Annotated in this window: 11 protein-coding genes, 1 tRNA gene and 2 pseudogenes; 13 read left to right on the top strand and 1 reads right to left on the bottom strand. The window is 44.4% G+C overall.

All coding sequences use genetic code 11. From position 1 onward, the window contains the following. The first annotated feature begins 48 nt into the window (after positions 1-48). The 7 genes and pseudogenes from tuf to rplJ all read left to right on the top strand — a co-directional run. Positions 49-1,239 carry an elongation factor Tu gene (tuf, locus tag AC04MN_RS01885; protein WP_475381489.1) on the top strand — a complete coding sequence of 397 codons (1,191 nt, stop codon included), beginning with the start codon at positions 49-51 and terminating at the stop codon, positions 1,237-1,239. A gap of 124 nt (positions 1,240-1,363) precedes the next feature. Next, positions 1,364-1,439, top strand: a tRNA-Trp gene (locus tag AC04MN_RS01880). Between the two features lie 30 nt (positions 1,440-1,469). Further along, positions 1,470-1,847 carry a preprotein translocase subunit SecE gene (gene secE, locus AC04MN_RS01875; protein WP_475381488.1) on the top strand — a complete coding sequence of 126 codons (378 nt, stop codon included), beginning with the start codon at positions 1,470-1,472 and terminating at the stop codon, positions 1,845-1,847. An 11-nt stretch (positions 1,848-1,858) separates the two neighbouring features. After that, positions 1,859-2,401, top strand: a complete 543-nt coding sequence (gene nusG, locus AC04MN_RS01870; protein ID WP_475381487.1) for a transcription termination/antitermination protein NusG — start codon at positions 1,859-1,861, stop codon at positions 2,399-2,401. 104 nt (positions 2,402-2,505) lie between these two features. Beyond that, a complete protein-coding gene (gene rplK, locus AC04MN_RS01865) occupies positions 2,506-2,931 on the top strand; it encodes a 50S ribosomal protein L11 (protein WP_475381486.1) in 426 nt (141 codons plus the stop codon). Positions 2,932-2,941: 10 nt separating this feature from the next. Continuing rightward, on the top strand, positions 2,942-3,640 hold the full coding sequence (rplA, locus tag AC04MN_RS01860) for a 50S ribosomal protein L1 (protein WP_475381485.1): 699 nt from the start codon (positions 2,942-2,944) through the stop codon (positions 3,638-3,640). Positions 3,641-3,778: 138 nt separating this feature from the next. Beyond that, positions 3,779-4,276: pseudogene (gene rplJ / locus AC04MN_RS01855) on the top strand (50S ribosomal protein L10); the annotation flags it as partial. Here the strand turns inward: rplJ and AC04MN_RS01850 are convergent. Continuing rightward, positions 4,238-4,330, bottom strand: a pseudogene (locus tag AC04MN_RS01850) (hypothetical protein); the annotation flags it as partial. The pseudogenes rplJ and AC04MN_RS01850 overlap by 39 nt on opposite strands. Before the next feature lie 39 nt (positions 4,331-4,369). Here AC04MN_RS01850 and rplL point away from each other — a divergent pair. The 6 genes from rplL (at position 4,370) to fusA (ending at position 16,385) form a co-directional block, all read left to right on the top strand. Next, complete coding sequence (gene rplL / locus AC04MN_RS01845) at positions 4,370-4,738, top strand: 50S ribosomal protein L7/L12 (protein ID WP_475381484.1); 369 nt, start codon at positions 4,370-4,372, stop codon at positions 4,736-4,738. A gap of 147 nt (positions 4,739-4,885) precedes the next feature. Continuing rightward, positions 4,886-9,073: a DNA-directed RNA polymerase subunit beta gene (gene rpoB, locus AC04MN_RS01840; RefSeq protein ID WP_475381483.1), complete on the top strand. Its 4,188-nt coding sequence runs from the start codon at positions 4,886-4,888 to the stop codon at positions 9,071-9,073. Positions 9,074-9,111: 38 nt separating this feature from the next. After that, entirely contained in the window at positions 9,112-13,233 is a 4,122-nt protein-coding gene (gene rpoC, locus AC04MN_RS01835) for a DNA-directed RNA polymerase subunit beta' (RefSeq protein WP_475381482.1), read from the top strand. Between the two features lie 173 nt (positions 13,234-13,406). Beyond that, a complete protein-coding gene (gene rpsL / locus AC04MN_RS01830; RefSeq protein ID WP_475381481.1) occupies positions 13,407-13,781 on the top strand; it encodes a 30S ribosomal protein S12 in 375 nt (124 codons plus the stop codon). 15 nt (positions 13,782-13,796) lie between these two features. Beyond that, on the top strand, positions 13,797-14,270 hold the full coding sequence (rpsG, locus tag AC04MN_RS01825; RefSeq protein WP_475381480.1) for a 30S ribosomal protein S7: 474 nt from the start codon (positions 13,797-13,799) through the stop codon (positions 14,268-14,270). A gap of 9 nt (positions 14,271-14,279) precedes the next feature. Then, a complete protein-coding gene (gene fusA / locus AC04MN_RS01820) occupies positions 14,280-16,385 on the top strand; it encodes an elongation factor G (protein WP_475381479.1) in 2,106 nt (701 codons plus the stop codon). The last annotated feature ends 10 nt before the right edge of the window (positions 16,386-16,395 follow it).

Below are 16,395 nucleotides of genomic sequence, written 5' to 3'. Positions count from 1 at the left end.
GATTTTTATAAAGATAATAAAAATAAAAACTCTCTTCAGGAGGAAATAATGTCTAAAGAGAAATTTAACCGCTCGAAGCCGCATGTTAACATCGGCACAATCGGTCACGTTGACCATGGTAAGACAACTCTAACAGCTGCTATCACTACAACTTTGGCTGCTGAAGGTAAAGCTCAGGCGATGGCTTACGATCAAATCGATAAGTCTCCAGAAGAGAGAGAGCGTGGTATCACTATCGCGACTACTCACGTTGAGTATGAAACTGAAAAGCGTCACTACGCGCACGTTGACTGCCCAGGACACGCTGACTACGTTAAGAACATGATCACTGGTGCCGCTCAAATGGACGGTGCGATCCTAGTTGTTTCTGCAGCTGACGGTCCTATGCCTCAAACTCGTGAGCACATCCTTCTTGCTCGTCAAGTAGGTGTTCCTGCTCTTGTTGTTTTCATGAACAAAGTTGACATGGTTGACGATAAAGAACTTCTTGAGCTTGTTGAGCTTGAAGTTCGCGAACTTCTTTCTAAGTACGAATTCCCTGGCGATGAAATCCCAGTTGTTAAAGGTTCTGCTTTGAAAGCTTTGGAAGGTGATACTTCTGAAATCGGTCGCCCAGCGATCAAAGCGTTGATGGATGCTTGTGATACTTATATCCCAGAACCTCAACGTGCTATCGATAAAACTTTCTTGATGCCTATCGAAGACGTATTCTCTATCTCTGGTCGTGGTACAGTTGTTACTGGCCGTGTTGAGCGTGGAATCGTTAAAGTTGGTGACGAAGTTGAAATCGTTGGTATCCGTCCAACTCAAAAAACAACTGTTACTGGTATCGAAATGTTCCGTAAGCTTCTTGACGAAGGTCAAGCTGGTGACAACTGCGGTGTTCTTCTTCGTGGTACTAAGAAAGAAGACGTTGAGCGTGGTCAAGTTTTGGCTAAGCCAGGTACAATCAAGCCTCACAAGAAATTCAAGGCTGAAGCGTACATCCTTACTAAAGAAGAAGGCGGACGTCACACTCCATTCTTCAACGGTTACCGTCCTCAGTTCTACTTCAGAACTACAGACGTTACTGGTGTTGTAACTTTGAAAGCTGGCACTGAAATGGTTATGCCTGGTGACCGCGTTGAAGTTGCAGTTGAGCTTATCGCTCCAATCGCAATGGAAAAAGAGCTTCGCTTCGCTATCCGCGAAGGTGGAAGAACTGTTGGTGCGGGCGTTGTTGTCGAAGTTATCGAGTAGCAACTAGCAAAACAGTAAACTTACACCTCGGGGGACGTTCCAAAATAGGGAGTCCCCCTCGGTGTTTAAAATAGGCATCAAAAAACACACTTTTCGGTGCCTTATTTTACGAATTTTACAGTGCAGGGGCTTAGCTCCAGTGGTAGAGCGAACGACTCCAAATCGTTAGGTCGTGGGTTCGAATCCCTCAGCCCCTGCCAATTTTATTAACAATAACATCGAGAGCGACCATGGAAAAAACAAACTCCAAGATTTTAACAGTCAGTTTTGCGGTTGCGAGTGCTCTTTTGGGCCTCACGATTAGTCTATTAATTAAAGCATTGGCGGGGGCCTTTGGGGTCATTGCTCGCTTTGCAGATAATGATATCGTAAGACACGGTCTCCCGGTCGCTGTCGGCGTTGTTGTTTTTGCTGTTCTTCAATTCAATCCTAAGGTTATTGCTTGGGGTAATGATGTTGTGGCGGAAGTCCGTAAGGTTGTGTGGCCAAGTCGCAAAGACACTACTGCGATGACAATAGTGGTTGTTATTATGGTCTTGATTTCTTCTGTCATTATCAGCACATTTGACCTTGTCTCAGGTTTCTTGATCAATAACTTCATCAGATAGGGGTCGATGCGATGGAAAAAAAGTGGTACATCGTTAACGTTCAGACAAGCTGCGAAGGAACTGCTAAAAAAGCAATCGAAGAGAAAATTCGCACTCACAAAATGGAAGAGTCTTTTGGTGAGATTTTGATCCCTTCGGAAAACGTAGTTGAGCTGGGCAAGGGTGGTCAAAAGATCACTAAGGCGCGTAAATTTTTCCCAGGTTATATCTTTGTACAAATGAATTTAACTGACGAAACATGGCATTTGGTAAGAAGTTCTTCCAAAGTGACGGGTTTTGTGGGAAGTACATCTTCTAAAAAGCGCCCACCAGAGGTTCCTGAAGCGGAAGTTCTTCGCGTCACGCAACAAATGGCTGGAATTGCAGAAAAACCTAAGGTAAAAGCTAACTTCACAGTAGGTGAGCAAGTAACCGTAGTGGATGGTCCTTTCACGAACTTCCAAGGTTCAGTTGAAGAGATCAATGAAGATAAAGGCAAGGTAAAAGTTCTTGTTTCTATCTTCGGAAGACCAACTCCTGTTGAGTTGGACTTCATTCAAGTTAATAAAAACTAAATCTAATTTCGACATAGTGTCGATTTTGGAGAAATTTAACAAATACAGAGACATCCGCACGAACTGCGGATGTTTATGTTAAAACCCTAATGCAGGAGTGGGTCATGGCAAAAAAAGTCACAGGTATGATCAAACTGCAGATTCCGGCAGGGAAAGCGAATCCAGCTCCTCCCGTTGGACCGGCGCTCGGACAGCATGGGGTAAACATCATGGAATTCTGTAAACAGTTCAATGCTCGTACTCAGAGCATGGGCGATGCGATCGTTCCGATCATCATCACTGTTTATCAGGACAGATCGTTTACTTTCATCACGAAAACGCCTCCAGTGTCGTATCTGCTTAAGAAAGCTGTTAAAATCGATTCAGGTTCAAAACAGCCTCAGAAAGACAAAGTTGGAAAAGTTAAGATGGATCAAGTTAAGACTATCGCAACAACTAAGTTGCCAGATCTTAACTGCTTGAAAGTTGAATCTGCAATGTCACAGGTTGTTGGAACAGCACGTTCCATGGGCCTAGAGATTGCGGAATAGGTGGTAGACTATGTCAGGTAAAAAGTTTGCTGCTGCTGCAAAAAAAGTAGACTCAAATAAAAAATACGCTGTTAAAGAAGCTATCGCATTGGCTGTTGACGTTGCTCCAGCTAAATTCGATGAAACTATCGACGTATGTTTCCGTTTGGGTGTAGATCCTAAGCAATCTGATCAACAGGTTCGTGGCGCTATCGCTCTTCCTCACGGTCTTGGCAAAACAGTTAAAGTTGTTGTTTTCGCTAAAGGTCCAAAAGAAGCTGACGCTAAAGCTGCGGGTGCTGACTATGTTGGCGCTGATGACCTTGTTGAAAAAATTCAAGGTGGATGGTTGGATTTCGATAAGTGTATCGCGACTCCAGACATGATGGCGACTGTTTCTAAAGTTGCTAAGATCCTTGGACCTCGTGGTTTGATGCCAAATCCTAAGGTTGGAACTGTCACTATGAACGTAGGTGAAGCAGTTTCTGCCGAGAAAAAAGGTAAGCTTGATTTCCGCGTTGATAAGGCGGGTATCGTGCACGCTGGTATCGGTAAGAAGTCTATGGGAGCTGCGAAGCTTCAAGACAACTTCGATGCTTTGTTGGGTGCGATCATGAAAGCGAAGCCGTCTGCTTCTAAAGGTATTTACCTTAAGGGCATTTCAGTTTCTTCAACAATGGGTCCTGGTATCCAAGTTGATGCAAACGCAGCGGCTAGCACTGCTGAATAATATTTTTAGTTTTTGATTGCGGTCAGAGACAGTAGGTACCCCTGCTTTTCGGAGTAGGGGTCTAAATCAAAAAGAGCCTACCGAGACGGGCAATAGGTTTATTTAATTCTTAAGTAACCTCCAACCGACCTGACGCAAATGACTCTAACGAAAGGAGGTCACCCGATGATCACTCGCGCTGATAAAGAGCAAGAGATTAAACTAATTGGAGAGAAGTTCTCTAAAGCTACGGGGGCCTTTATCGTAGACTTCAAAGGTATGAAAGTTGAGCACGTAACTAGCTTGCGTAAAAAACTGAATGCTTCTGAGTCTGAGATGAAGGTCGTGCGAAATACTCTTGCAAAAAGAGCTTTGAAAGCATACCCAGGCATTGAAGCAGCATTCTCTGATAAGTTGAAAGGAACAAGTGCGCTTGTTTTCTCTTACACTGAAGTGAATGCGACTGCCAAAATTCTAGCTGATTTTGCTAAGGACGTAGAAGTTCTTCAAATCAAGACTGGTATGATGGATGGTCAACCGCTGGATGCCGCTAAGATTAACTTCTTGGCTAGCTTACCTGGCAAAGATGCTATGCGTGCACAGCTTCTTGGTACATTCAAAGAGCCTGCAGCTGCATTGGCTCGTGTTCTTGATGCTTACGTCAAGAAAATGCAAGGTGATGGCGGCGAAGCTCAACAAGCTTAACCCCATCGAAATCGTAAATATTAATTATTACTGGAGGATTTTAAAATGTCTCTTACAAACGAACAATTGGTTGAAGCACTTTCAGCTAAATCTGTACTTGAAATCGCTGAGCTAGTTAAGGCTCTTGAAGAAAAATGGGGCGTATCTGCTGCTGCAGCTGTTGCTGTTGTTGCTGGTGGAGCTGCTGCACCTGTTGAAGAAAAAACGGCTTTTGACGTTATCCTTGTTGACGCTGGTGCTAACAAAATCAACGTTATCAAAGAAGTACGTGGCGTAACTGGTCTTGGTCTTGCTGAAGCTAAAGCTCTTGTTGAAGCTGGCGGCAAAGCTGTTAAAGAAGGCGCATCTAAAGATGAAGCTGAAAAGATCAAAAAGGCTCTTGAAGCAGCCGGCGCTAAAGTTACTATCAAGTAAATTTAGTCAAATAATTTCGAGGGGTTCTCTTGCCAGAGAGCCCCTTTTTTTGTTATAGTGATCCGTTCCTTAAAGGTTTGATTAATCAATGTGGGTCTTGGACAATTCCCCCCGAAGCGAATTTCCATTTTTTTCCGAGGAGAGCGAGTGGAAAAAACTCCAGTTACAGCGTCTAATCTACGCGTCCGTAAATCATTTGCTCAGAATAAACAGGTGATCGATATTCCAAATCTTATCGAACTTCAAAAGAGTTCGTATGAGTCTTTCATTCAGAAAGAAATGGATCCAGATCGTCGTGGTGAAGCAGGCTTGAACGGTGTGTTCAAATCTGTGTTCCCTATTTCTGACTTCAACAACACTGCCAGCCTTGAGTTTGTGTCTTACACGCTTGAGCCTGCTAAATACGATGTGGACGAGTGCCGTCAGCGTGGTATGACCTTCGCGGCACCAATCAAAGTCACATTACGTTTAATCGTATTTGATGTTGATGAAGAAACTGAAGCCCGCAGTATCCGTGACGTAAAAGAACAAGAAGTATATTTGGGTGAAATCCCTTTGATGACTGCTAACGGTTCTTTCATCATCAACGGTACCGAGCGCGTTGTCGTTTCTCAGTTACACCGTTCTCCAGGTGTGTTCTTCGATCACGATGGTGGTCGTAACAATGCTTCTGGTAAACTTATCTACTCTGGTCGCGTGATTCCTTATCGTGGATCTTGGTTGGATTTTGAATTCGATCAAAAAGATCTTATTCACGTACGTATCGACCGTCGTCGTAAGTTCCCAGTAACTATTCTTTTGAAAGCATTGGGTTACAATGCTGAACAACTTCTTGAGTACTTCTATGACCTAGATGAAGTTTATGCTCGTGATGGAAAGCTTTATCGTAAGCTTGATATCGAGCGTATGTCAGGTCAGCGTGCTCTTGTTGACGTTGTTGATCCTAAATCGGGTGAAGCACTTGTTAAAGCAGGTCGTCGTATCACTCGTGCAATCGTCAAAAAGATCAAAGACCTTAATATCACAGAGCTTGAAGTTCAAATCGAAGATTTGGATGGAAAAGTTTTGGCTAAACCACTTATCGATGAAAACACTGGTGAAATCATCGCTGATGCAAACGCTGAGTTGAATAAATCAATCATTATGCGTGCATTAGATGCTGGCATCACAAATTTCTTTATGATTTTCTTCGATGGTTTGACTGTTGGTCCATTCCTTCGCAATACACTTCTTGTAGATAAAGTTTCTACAAAAGAAGAATCTTTGATCGAAATCTACAAACGTTTACGTCCTGGTGAGCCTCCAACTTTGGAAGCGGCAACTACGTTCTTCCAACGTTTATTCTTTGATCCAGAGACTTATGACCTATCTGAAGTTGGTCGTATTAAGATCAACCACAAGTTCGGTATCTCTATGGAAGAGTGCCCTCCTTCATTCCGCGTACTTACTCACAAAGATATCTTGTCTTCAGTGAAGACATTGATTGATTTGAAAAACGGACGCGGAGTTGTGGACGATATCGATCACTTGGGTAACCGCCGTGTTCGTTCAGTGGGTGAGCTTCTAGAGAACCAATACCGTATAGGTCTTGTTCGTATGGAAAGAGCGATCCGCGAAAGAATGTCTCTTCAAGATCTTGAAACAATGATGCCTCACGATTTAGTGAATGCTAAACCAGTGAACGCTGTTGTTAAAGAATTCTTCGGTTCTTCTCAATTGTCACAATTCATGGATCAGACGAACCCACTTTCAGAAATCACGCATAAGCGTCGTCTTTCTGCATTGGGACCTGGTGGTTTGACTCGTGATCGCGCGGGCTTCGAAGTTCGTGACGTTCACCCAACTCACTACGGTCGTATCTGTCCAATTGAAACGCCAGAAGGACCAAACATCGGTTTGATCGCTTCTTTGGCGACTTACGCACGTATCAACAGCTATGGTTTCATCGAGACTCCATATCGTAAAGTTGATGGTGGTAAGGTTTCTAAAGATATCTCTTACATGTCAGCTTTGGAAGAAGCTGGTCACCATATCGCACAGGCAACTCGTGAAGCGACTGCAAGTGCAGACATCAAAACTCCGACAGTTCTGACTCGTCGTGATGGTGAATACGAAATCATCGAAAAAGACAAAGTGACTTTGATGGACGTTTCTCCATCTCAGTTGGTGTCTATCGCTGCTTCGTTGATTCCATTCCTAGAGCACGATGATGCCAACCGTGCTTTGATGGGATCGAACATGCAACGTCAAGCCGTTCCTCTTTTGAGAAGCCGTGCTCCACTTGTTGGAACTGGCGTTGAACGTCTTGTTGCTCGCGATTCTGGAACATCTGTTGTTACAATGAATGATGGTATCGTTGAAGAAGTAGATGCATCTCGTATCGTTGTACGTCGTTTTGCAAAAGGCGGCGAACTAGGTGCGAACGTAGATATCTACAACTTAACTAAGTACCAACGTACAAATACATCAACTTGCTTCAACCAAAAACCAATCGTTAAGACGGGTGATAAGGTTGCTAAAGGTGATATCATTGCGGACGGTCCTGCGACTGAACTTGGTGAGTTGGCTCTTGGTCAAAACATCGTTGTCGCGTTCACTCCTTGGATGGGTTACAACTTCGAGGATTCTATCCTCGTGTCTGAGCGTATCCTTAAAGATGATATCTATACATCTATCCACATCGAAGAGTTCGAGTGCGTAGCGCGTGATACTAAGCTTGGAAAAGAAGAGATCACTCGCGATATCGCGAACGTTGGTGAAGAAGCACTTAAAGATCTAGATAGCTCTGGTATCATCCGTATCGGTGCTGAAGTTCGCCCAGGTTTCATCCTAGTTGGTAAAGTAACTCCTAAAGGTGAAACTCAATTGTCTCCTGAAGAAAAACTTCTTCGCGCGATCTTCGGTGAAAAAGCGGGTGACGTACGTGATACTTCATTGCGTGCTCCATCAGGCGTTTACGGTACTGTTATCGATGCTCAAGTATACTCACGTGAAGGTGCGGACCGCGACGAGCGTTTGTCATCTATCATTGAAGAGAAAAAGCGTAAGCTTGAAAAAGACTTGGCTGTAGAGCAGAACGTTATCAAGAACAACGCGATCTCTAAGCTTCGTGACATTCTTTCTGGAAAAATCACTACTGGCGTTCTATTGAACGAAGACGGTAGCCAGAAACTATTGAGCAAAGGTCAAGAGATCACTCCTGCAGATCTAGAGACAATTCCGTTCGAACTTTTGAGCTATATCCCTCTAGAGCAAGAATTGGAATTCCAAGTGAACAAAATTATCGACGGTGCTCGTAACCAGTTGGATGCTGTTCGCTTAGTATTTAATGAAAAAATTGAACGTCTTCGTAAGGGTGATGAACTACCTCCGGGCGTTATCAAGATGGTTAAAGTTTATGTTGCTATTAAACGTAAACTTCAAGTTGGTGATAAGTTCGCCGGCCGTCACGGTAACAAAGGTGTGGTTTCAAAAGTCCTTCCAGTTGAAGACATGCCATACTTGGCAGATGGTACACCAGTTGACATGGTTCTAAACCCGCTGGGCGTTCCGTCTCGTATGAACATCGGTCAGGTCCTTGAGGTTCACTTAGGTTGGGCTGCGCACAACTTAGGTAAGCAGATTTCTGCACACCTTGAAAACTGGCACACTGAGAATGCTCGTTCGGCATTGAAAAATGCATTCGACGATGCGGACATCAATGCGAAGCTTGATAAAGCTGACGATGAGTCATTGAAGAAAATGATCACAACAATGAAAAACGGTATCCACGTTGGAACTCCAGTGTTCGATGGAGCTCGCGAGGCAGACGTGAAGGCAATGTTGCGTAAAGCAAATATGCCAGAGCGTGCTCAGTCGGTTCTATTCGACGGCCGTACTGGTGAGCCATTCACGAACCAAGTTACTGTTGGTGTGATGTACATGTTAAAACTTCACCACCTTGTTGAAGAAAAGATCCACGCTCGTTCTATTGGACCTTACTCACTTGTGTCTCAGCAGCCTCTGGGCGGTAAAGCACAATTCGGGGGTCAGCGTCTGGGAGAGATGGAAGTTTGGGCTATCGAGGCATACGGTGCGGCTTACTCACTACAAGAATTCCTTACTGTTAAGTCAGATGACGTGGCAGGAAGAACTCGTATGTATGAAAGCATCGTGAAGGGTGAAAACATCCTTGAACCAGGTCTTCCTGAGTCCTTCAACGTTCTTATTAAAGAATTGCAGGCTCTAGGATTGAACGTTCAGTTGATGGAATCGGACATTTTACGTGATGATCCAAATGCTGACGATTCTGGTGACGACGAGGGTGTTGGTTCTGCTGAAGATCAGCAGCACTAATGAGATTAACTATTAACAACAAGAAATAGGGGTGTACCTTGAGAGACTTGTTGAACTTTTTTGATAAACCTAAAGATCCACTTTCGTTTGACGCGGTAAGAGTATCTTTAGCATCTCCTGAAATGATTCGTGATTGGTCGTTCGGTGAGGTGAAGAAGCCTGAAACTATTAACTACCGTACCTTCAAGCCGGAAAGAGATGGTCTTTTCTGTGCGAAGATTTTCGGTCCAATCAAGGATTACGAGTGCTTGTGCGGTAAGTACAAGCGTATGAAATATCGTGGCGTTGTTTGTGAAAAGTGCGGTGTTGAGGTGACTCAATCCAAGGTGCGTCGTGAGCGCCTTGGACACATCGAACTTGCGACACCGGTTGCGCATATTTGGTTCTTGCGTTCGTTGCCTTCTCGTATTGGTAACTTGCTCAACCTTTCTTTGAAAGATGTTGAAAAGGTTCTTTATTGTGAAGCGTATATCGTTATTGATCCAATGGAGACTTCTTTGGAGGAAGGTTCTGTCCTTTCTGAAGAAGCTTACCAGGCGGCTCTTAATGAGTTTGGTCCAAACTTCAAAGCTGGCATGGGTGGTGAGTCTATCCGTGACATCCTTCGCAAGATGGATCCTGAATATTTGTCTCGCAAGCTTCGTATGGAAATTCGCGAAACTAAATCAGAAGCTCAGATTAAAAAATTATCTAAGCGTTTGAAAGTTGTTGAAGCTTTCAAAAACTCTATCAACCGTCCAGAGTGGATGATGCTTGAGGCTCTACCTGTATTGCCTCCAGATCTTCGTCCTCTAGTGCCGCTTGATGGTGGTCGTTTCGCGACTTCAGATCTGAATGATCTTTACCGTCGTGTTATCAACCGTAACAACCGTTTGAAGAGATTGATGGAGTTGAATGCTCCAGACATCATCATCCGCAACGAAAAACGTATGCTTCAAGAAGCGGTAGATGCTCTTCTTGATAACGGTCGTCGTGGTAAAACGTTTACTGGTCCTAACAAGCGTCCATTGCGTTCGCTTTCAGATATGTTGAAAGGTAAGCAAGGTCGTTTCCGTCAGAACCTTCTTGGTAAGCGTGTGGACTACTCTGGTCGTTCGGTAATCGTAGTTGGTCCTACATTGAAACTTCACCAGTGTGGTCTTCCTAAGAAGATGGCGTTGGAATTGTTCAAGCCATTCGTTTACAACAAACTTGAAGAAAAAGGTCTTACTTCAACAATCAAGCAATCTAAGCGGATGGTTGAGCAAGAGACTGTTGAAGTTTGGGATATTCTTGCGGACGTAGTTAAAGAGCACCCAGTGCTTCTGAACCGTGCGCCGACTCTTCACAGATTGGGTATCCAAGCTTTTGAACCAGTTCTTCACGAAGGTAAAGCGATTCAACTTCACCCACTAGTGTGTGGTGCCTTCAACGCGGACTTTGACGGTGACCAAATGGCCGTTCACGTTCCACTTTCTGTTGAAGCTCAAGTTGAGGCGCGCGTCTTGATGATGTCTACAAACAACATCCTTTCGCCGGCGTCTGGTAAGCCAATCATCAATCCATCTCAAGACGTTGTCTTGGGTCTATATTGGATGACTCGTTCTCGTCCTGGCGCGCTTGGCTCTGGTAAGGTTTTCTCTTCTGTTAAAGAAGCTCAATATGCTTACGAAACAGGGATGGTTGACCTTCAGGCAGGTGTTAAGGTTCGTATTAATGGAAAACTCGAAGAAACGACAGTTGGACGAGCTATCTTGTCAGAGCTAGTTCCTTCTGAAGTTCCATTTGCTGATGTGAACACTGTGATGTCGAAGAAAGCCATTGCTGGTTTGATCGATAAAACGTTCCGTGTTGCTGGTGCTAAAGCTACTTGCATCCTTGCTGATAAAATCATGGAAGCGGGATTCAAATATTCAACTCAAGCAGGTATGTCGATCTGTATCGATGACATGGTGATCCCACCAGTTAAAGGTCAGATGTTGGCTGATGCCGAGAAGCAAGTTGCAGAGATCCAACAGCAGTACGATGAAGGTTTGATCACAGACGGTGAGCGCTACAACAAAGTTGTCGATATCTGGTCAAATACGACTGATAAATTGACTAAAGAGTTGATGGGTTCCATCGAAAAGCAGAAGTTCATCATTGATGGTAAAGAAGTTGTTGGTCCATCATTCAACCCAATCTTCATCATGGCTGACTCTGGAGCGCGGGGTTCTGCGAACCAGATTAAACAGCTAGGTGCGATGCGTGGTCTAATGGCTAAACCATCTGGTGAGATCATCGAGACGCCGATTACAGCGAATTTCCGTGAAGGTTTGACGGTATATCAATACTTCATCTCTACTCACGGTGCGCGTAAAGGTCTTGCCGATACAGCCTTGAAGACTGCGAACTCTGGTTACTTGACTCGTCGTCTAGTTGACGTGGCTCAAGACGTAGTTATCAGTGAACAAGATTGCGGAACAACTGATGGTTTGGAAATCACTCCGGTCTACGAAGGCGGAGAAATTATCCAGCCGATTGGGGATCGTATCCTTGGTCGTACAACTATGCACGACATCGTAGATCCATCTACGGGTGCTGTGTATGTTCGACAAAATAATGAAATTGACGAAGCTGCGATCAAAAAAATTGATTCAGCAGGAATCGAAAAAGTACAAATTCGCTCTGCATTGACATGTCAGTCTTTGCGTGGCGTGTGCGTGAAGTGTTACGGCCGTGACTTGGCTCGTGGTGCGACAGTGAACCTTGGTGAAGCTGTTGGTATCATTGCTGCTCAGTCGATCGGTGAACCAGGTACTCAGTTAACGATGCGTACATTCCACTTGGGTGGTGCGGCATCTCGTGCGGTTGAGCAATCTGTCCATACTTCTCGTTACGACGGTACTTTGAAATTGAACAACGTTCACTTCGTGATCAATAGACAAGGTAAGCCAACAGTTATTAATCGTAACGGTGAGGCTCTTGTTATCGATGAAACAGGTCGTGAGCGCGAGAAGTTCAAATTATCTTACGGTGCTATTCTTAACTTCAAAGAAGGTGAGAAAGTATCTAAAGGGGAAGTTGTCGCTGAGTGGGATCCTTATTCGAACCCAATCATCGCCGAAATCTCTGGTCGAATCCAATATCATGATATTGAAGAAGGTTCGACAATGCAGGAGCAGGTTGACCCTGTTACTGGTTTTGCTACGAAAGTTATCACCGAGACGAAGTCTTCAGATGTTAAGCCAACAGTTCACTTAGTGGATGCTGGTGGCAAACAATTGAATCTTCCTGGACGTGATATTCCTGCTCGTTACCTAGTTCCGGTTGGAGCTCAACTCCTTGTTGCAGATGGACAAGAGATCCACGCTGGTGACATGGTAGCGAAAATGCACCGTGAAGCATCTAAAACAAAAGATATCACGGGTGGTTTGCCTCGAGTTGCTGAATTGTTTGAAGCACGTAAGCCAAAAGAAGCAGCTATCGTCTCTGAGATTGATGGTTATGTGACTTTCGGTAAAGACGTCAAAGGTAAGCAGCGCGTGATTGTAACTCCTGACGTAGGTGAGCAGAAAGAATATCTGATCCCTAAAGGTAAGCACGTTGCAGTCCGTGAAGGTGAATACGTTAAAGCCGGTGAGGCTTTGATGGATGGTCCAACTAATCCGCACGATATCTTGGCGGTTCTTGGCGAGAAAGCACTTGCTGCTTACTTGACAAATGAGATCCAAGAAGTATATCGCTTGCAGGGTGTTGCGATTAACGATAAACACATTGAAGTGATTGTTCGTCAAATGCTCCGTAAGGTCGAAATCGTTGATGCGGGCGATACTAGATTCTTGGCTGGAGAACAGGCAGAGAAGTACTCATATGCTGAGGAAAATCAAAGAGTTAACAAAGAGGGCGGTCAAACGGCTTCTTGTAAACCACTGTTACTAGGTATCACGAAGGTCTCTTTGAGCACAGACAGCTGGATTTCAGCAGCATCCTTCCAGGAAACGACGAAGGTGTTGACGGATGCAGCTATCAACTCAAGAACAGACCATTTGCGTGGACTGAAAGAGAACATCATCATGGGTCGACTGATCCCTGCAGGTACGGGTCTCACATCGTACAAGCGTTGGAAAGTCGTTGTTAAAGAAGATGACGAAGTGCCTATGATGTCTCTTCCTGGAATGGGTGCTAGCCATAACGGTTAGTTCCTTCTGGGGTGCGATTTGATGAAGAGATCAGCTGGGGAACGAAGGCCCTGGCTGATTAAAAAGAACAAGAAAATATGTAAAATTGACAACTTGATATTGACCAAGTGCCTTAATCCAGATATGGTCCGGCACTCGTGTCACATTGTTAATTGGTAAATAGGGGTATTAAAGTGCCAACAATTAATCAGCTCATTAAACGTGAGCGTGTTGTACAAAAATCGTCTACTAAGTCTCCAGCTCTTAAGAGCTGCCCACAACGTCGTGGTGTTTGTACTCGCGTTTACACAACAACTCCAAAGAAGCCGAACTCTGCTTTACGTAAAGTAGCAAAAGTTCGTTTATCTAACGGTTTCGAAGTGATCTCTTACATCCCAGGGATCGGTCACAACCTACAAGAGCACTCTGTTGTTCTTATTCGTGGTGGTCGTGTTAAGGACTTGCCGGGTGTTCGTTACCATATCGTCCGTGGCGTACTTGACCTTCAAGGTGTGAATGGCCGTTTGCGCAGCCGTTCTAAGTACGGAACCAAGAGACCTAAGAAATAATAAGAGGTTGTAAAGATGTCTCGTCGTAAAAAGACCTATAAAAGGGAAGTAATTCCAGATCCAGTGTTTAAAGACCTCGTTGTTGCAAAGTTCGTAAACAGAATTATGCTTCGCGGTCAAAAAGCAACTGCTCAACGTTTGTTCTACGGAGCTCTTGAGGAAATCAAGACTAAAGTTCCAGGCGAAGAAGCTATTGCTGTTTTGAAAAAGGCTATTGAAAACACGAAGCCTTCAGTTGAAGTTCGTTCTCGCCGTGTAGGTGGAGCGACTTACCAAGTTCCTGTTGATGTTCGTCCATCACGTCGTTTAGCTTTGGCTATGAGATGGTTGGTTGAGTATTCAAGAGCTCGTGGTGAAAAAGATTTCTCTAAGCGTTTAGCTGCAGAAGTGATCGATGCTTACAACAATAGAGGTAACTCTATCAAGAAGCGTGAAGATGTTCACAAGATGGCTGAATCTAACAGAGCTTTCTCACACTACAACTGGTAGTCTACTTAAATGTCAGCTAAAGATCCTCAAATTATAGCTGATCTTCAATTCACTCGTAATATCGGCATCATGGCACACATTGATGCCGGTAAAACGACCACGACCGAACGTATTCTCTACTATACAGGGAAAAGTCATAAAATCGGAGAAGTCCATGATGGCGATGCCACCATGGACTGGATGGTTCAGGAGCAAGAGCGTGGTATTACTATCACTTCGGCTTCGACCATGTGCTTTTGGAAAGATCACCGAATCAATATTATCGATACTCCAGGACACGTTGACTTCACAATTGAGGTTGAGCGTTCTTTGCGCGTTCTAGATGGCGCAGTTGCCGTATTTGACGGCGTAAACGGGGTGGAGCCCCAGTCTGAAACTGTTTGGCGACAAGCAGACAAATATAAAGTTCCAAGAATTTGTTTTATCAATAAAATGGACCGTGTAGGCGCTGACTTCGTGATGAGTGTTAATAGCATTCGTGAAAAGTTGGGAGCGAATCCTATTCCTGTTCAAGTTCCAATTGGCGTTGAAGATACATTCCGTGGTGTTGTTGATCTTCTCGAACAAAAAGCTTTTGTTTGGGATGGCGATGCCAAAGGTGAGAATTTTAAAGTTATCGAAATTCCATCTGACATGGTTGAGGAAGTTGCTAGATTTAGAACAGAAATTGTTGAAAAAATCGTAGAGTTTGACGACGCACTTTTTGAGAAATATTTGAATGGCGAAGAGATCTCTGTTGCGGAGCTCAAGAAGGCTCTTCGTAAGGCTGTATTGTCCTTGCAGGCGATGCCTGTCTTCTGTGGTGCTGCTTTTAAAAATAAAGGCGTGCAACCTATTTTAGATGCTGTTTTAGATTATCTTCCTTCTCCTTTAGATATTCCACCCAAAGAGGGTGTGCATCCTGAAGATCCAGAGAAGGTTATTAAATGTCCTACTGATTTTGATGCTCATACAGCAGCGTTGGCTTTCAAAATAGCTAACGACCCATTTGCTGGAACCCTCACTTATATCCGTGTTTATTCGGGAGTAGTGAAGGTGGGTGATCAATTGTTTAATCCTCGTACTCAGAAGAAAGAGCGCATTCAAAAGCTCGTTAAAGTTCATGCGAACTCACGAGAAGAGATCGAAGTTCTTAAGGCGGGCGATATCGGGGCTGTGATTGGTCTTAAGTTCACTGGTACTGGAGATACTCTTTGTGAGACATCTCATGCGCTAGTTCTTGAGGCGATTACATTTCCTGAGCCGGTTATTGCTGTTGCGATCGAGGCGAAATCATCTGCGGATCAAGAGAAGATGTTGGCAGGTTTGCAAAAGCTCGAGAAGGAAGATCCTTCTTGTCGTCTTCGAAATGATCCTGAAACCGGCCAAATTCTATTGTCTGGTATGGGTGAATTGCATTTAGATATTCTGGTAGATCGTCTTTTGCGTGAGCATAAAGTTCAAGCGAATGTCGGTAAGCCACAAGTTTCATACCGTGAAGCTATTTCAGCTCCAGCATCGGCGGTTCATGTTTATGAGCGTCTTGTTGGGGGTGAGGAAAACTATGCCAAAGTTTCACTGAAGATTGAGCCGATCTCTTTTGGGGAGGGAATTCAATTTCGGTCAGATGTTGCGCTTAGTAAAGAATTCACGGCACCCCTGTTAAAGGCTGTCGAAAGTGGTTTTCGCGAGGCTTGCGAGGTGGGTCCTTTGGCTTCCTACTCAATGTTGGGAATACGAGGAATTCTTACTTCTGTCGAGGTTCGGCCGGAAGCTGCTCATGAAATGGCGTTTAAGGCGGCGACCTCCCTGGCGTTCAGGGATGCAGTTCGGGCGTCAAATCCTGAGCTTTTAGAGCCTATCTTTAAATTAGAGGTGTCTTGTCCTGACGATTTCGTCGGGAACGTGGTTGGGGATCTGAATTCTCGTCGCGGTAAGATATTGAATATGAATATGAAGCCAGGGGGCGGGCAGATTATTTCTGCAGAGGTGCCTTTGGCGAATTTGTTCGGCTATGCCACGGATGTGCGCAGTTTGAGCCAAGGCCGAGCAAGTTTTAGCATGGAATTCTTAGAGTATTCCGTTGTGCCTTTAAAGGCGAAAAACGAAATATTACAAAGATTAGGCCGGTATTAAAAAATAAGCA

It is taken from the genome of Bdellovibrio sp. ZFWA1 (assembly GCF_056175665.1).
This window is presented reverse-complemented; position numbering and strand designations above follow the sequence as displayed.

Excerpts from the sequence above, each read along its gene's own strand:
- fusA (WP_475381479.1), top strand. The coding sequence starts at position 14,280 with ATGTCAGCTAAAGATCCTCAAATTATAGCTGATCTTCAATTCACTCGT.
- rplL (WP_475381484.1), top strand. The coding sequence starts at position 4,370 with ATGTCTCTTACAAACGAACAATTGGTTGAAGCACTTTCAGCTAAATCT.
- rpsG (WP_475381480.1), top strand. The coding sequence starts at position 13,797 with ATGTCTCGTCGTAAAAAGACCTATAAAAGGGAAGTAATTCCAGATCCA.
- tuf (WP_475381489.1), top strand. The coding sequence starts at position 49 with ATGTCTAAAGAGAAATTTAACCGCTCGAAGCCGCATGTTAACATCGGC.
- nusG (WP_475381487.1), top strand. The coding sequence starts at position 1,859 with ATGGAAAAAAAGTGGTACATCGTTAACGTTCAGACAAGCTGCGAAGGA.
- rplA (WP_475381485.1), top strand. The coding sequence starts at position 2,942 with ATGTCAGGTAAAAAGTTTGCTGCTGCTGCAAAAAAAGTAGACTCAAAT.
- secE (WP_475381488.1), top strand. The coding sequence starts at position 1,470 with ATGGAAAAAACAAACTCCAAGATTTTAACAGTCAGTTTTGCGGTTGCG.
- rplK (WP_475381486.1), top strand. The coding sequence starts at position 2,506 with ATGGCAAAAAAAGTCACAGGTATGATCAAACTGCAGATTCCGGCAGGG.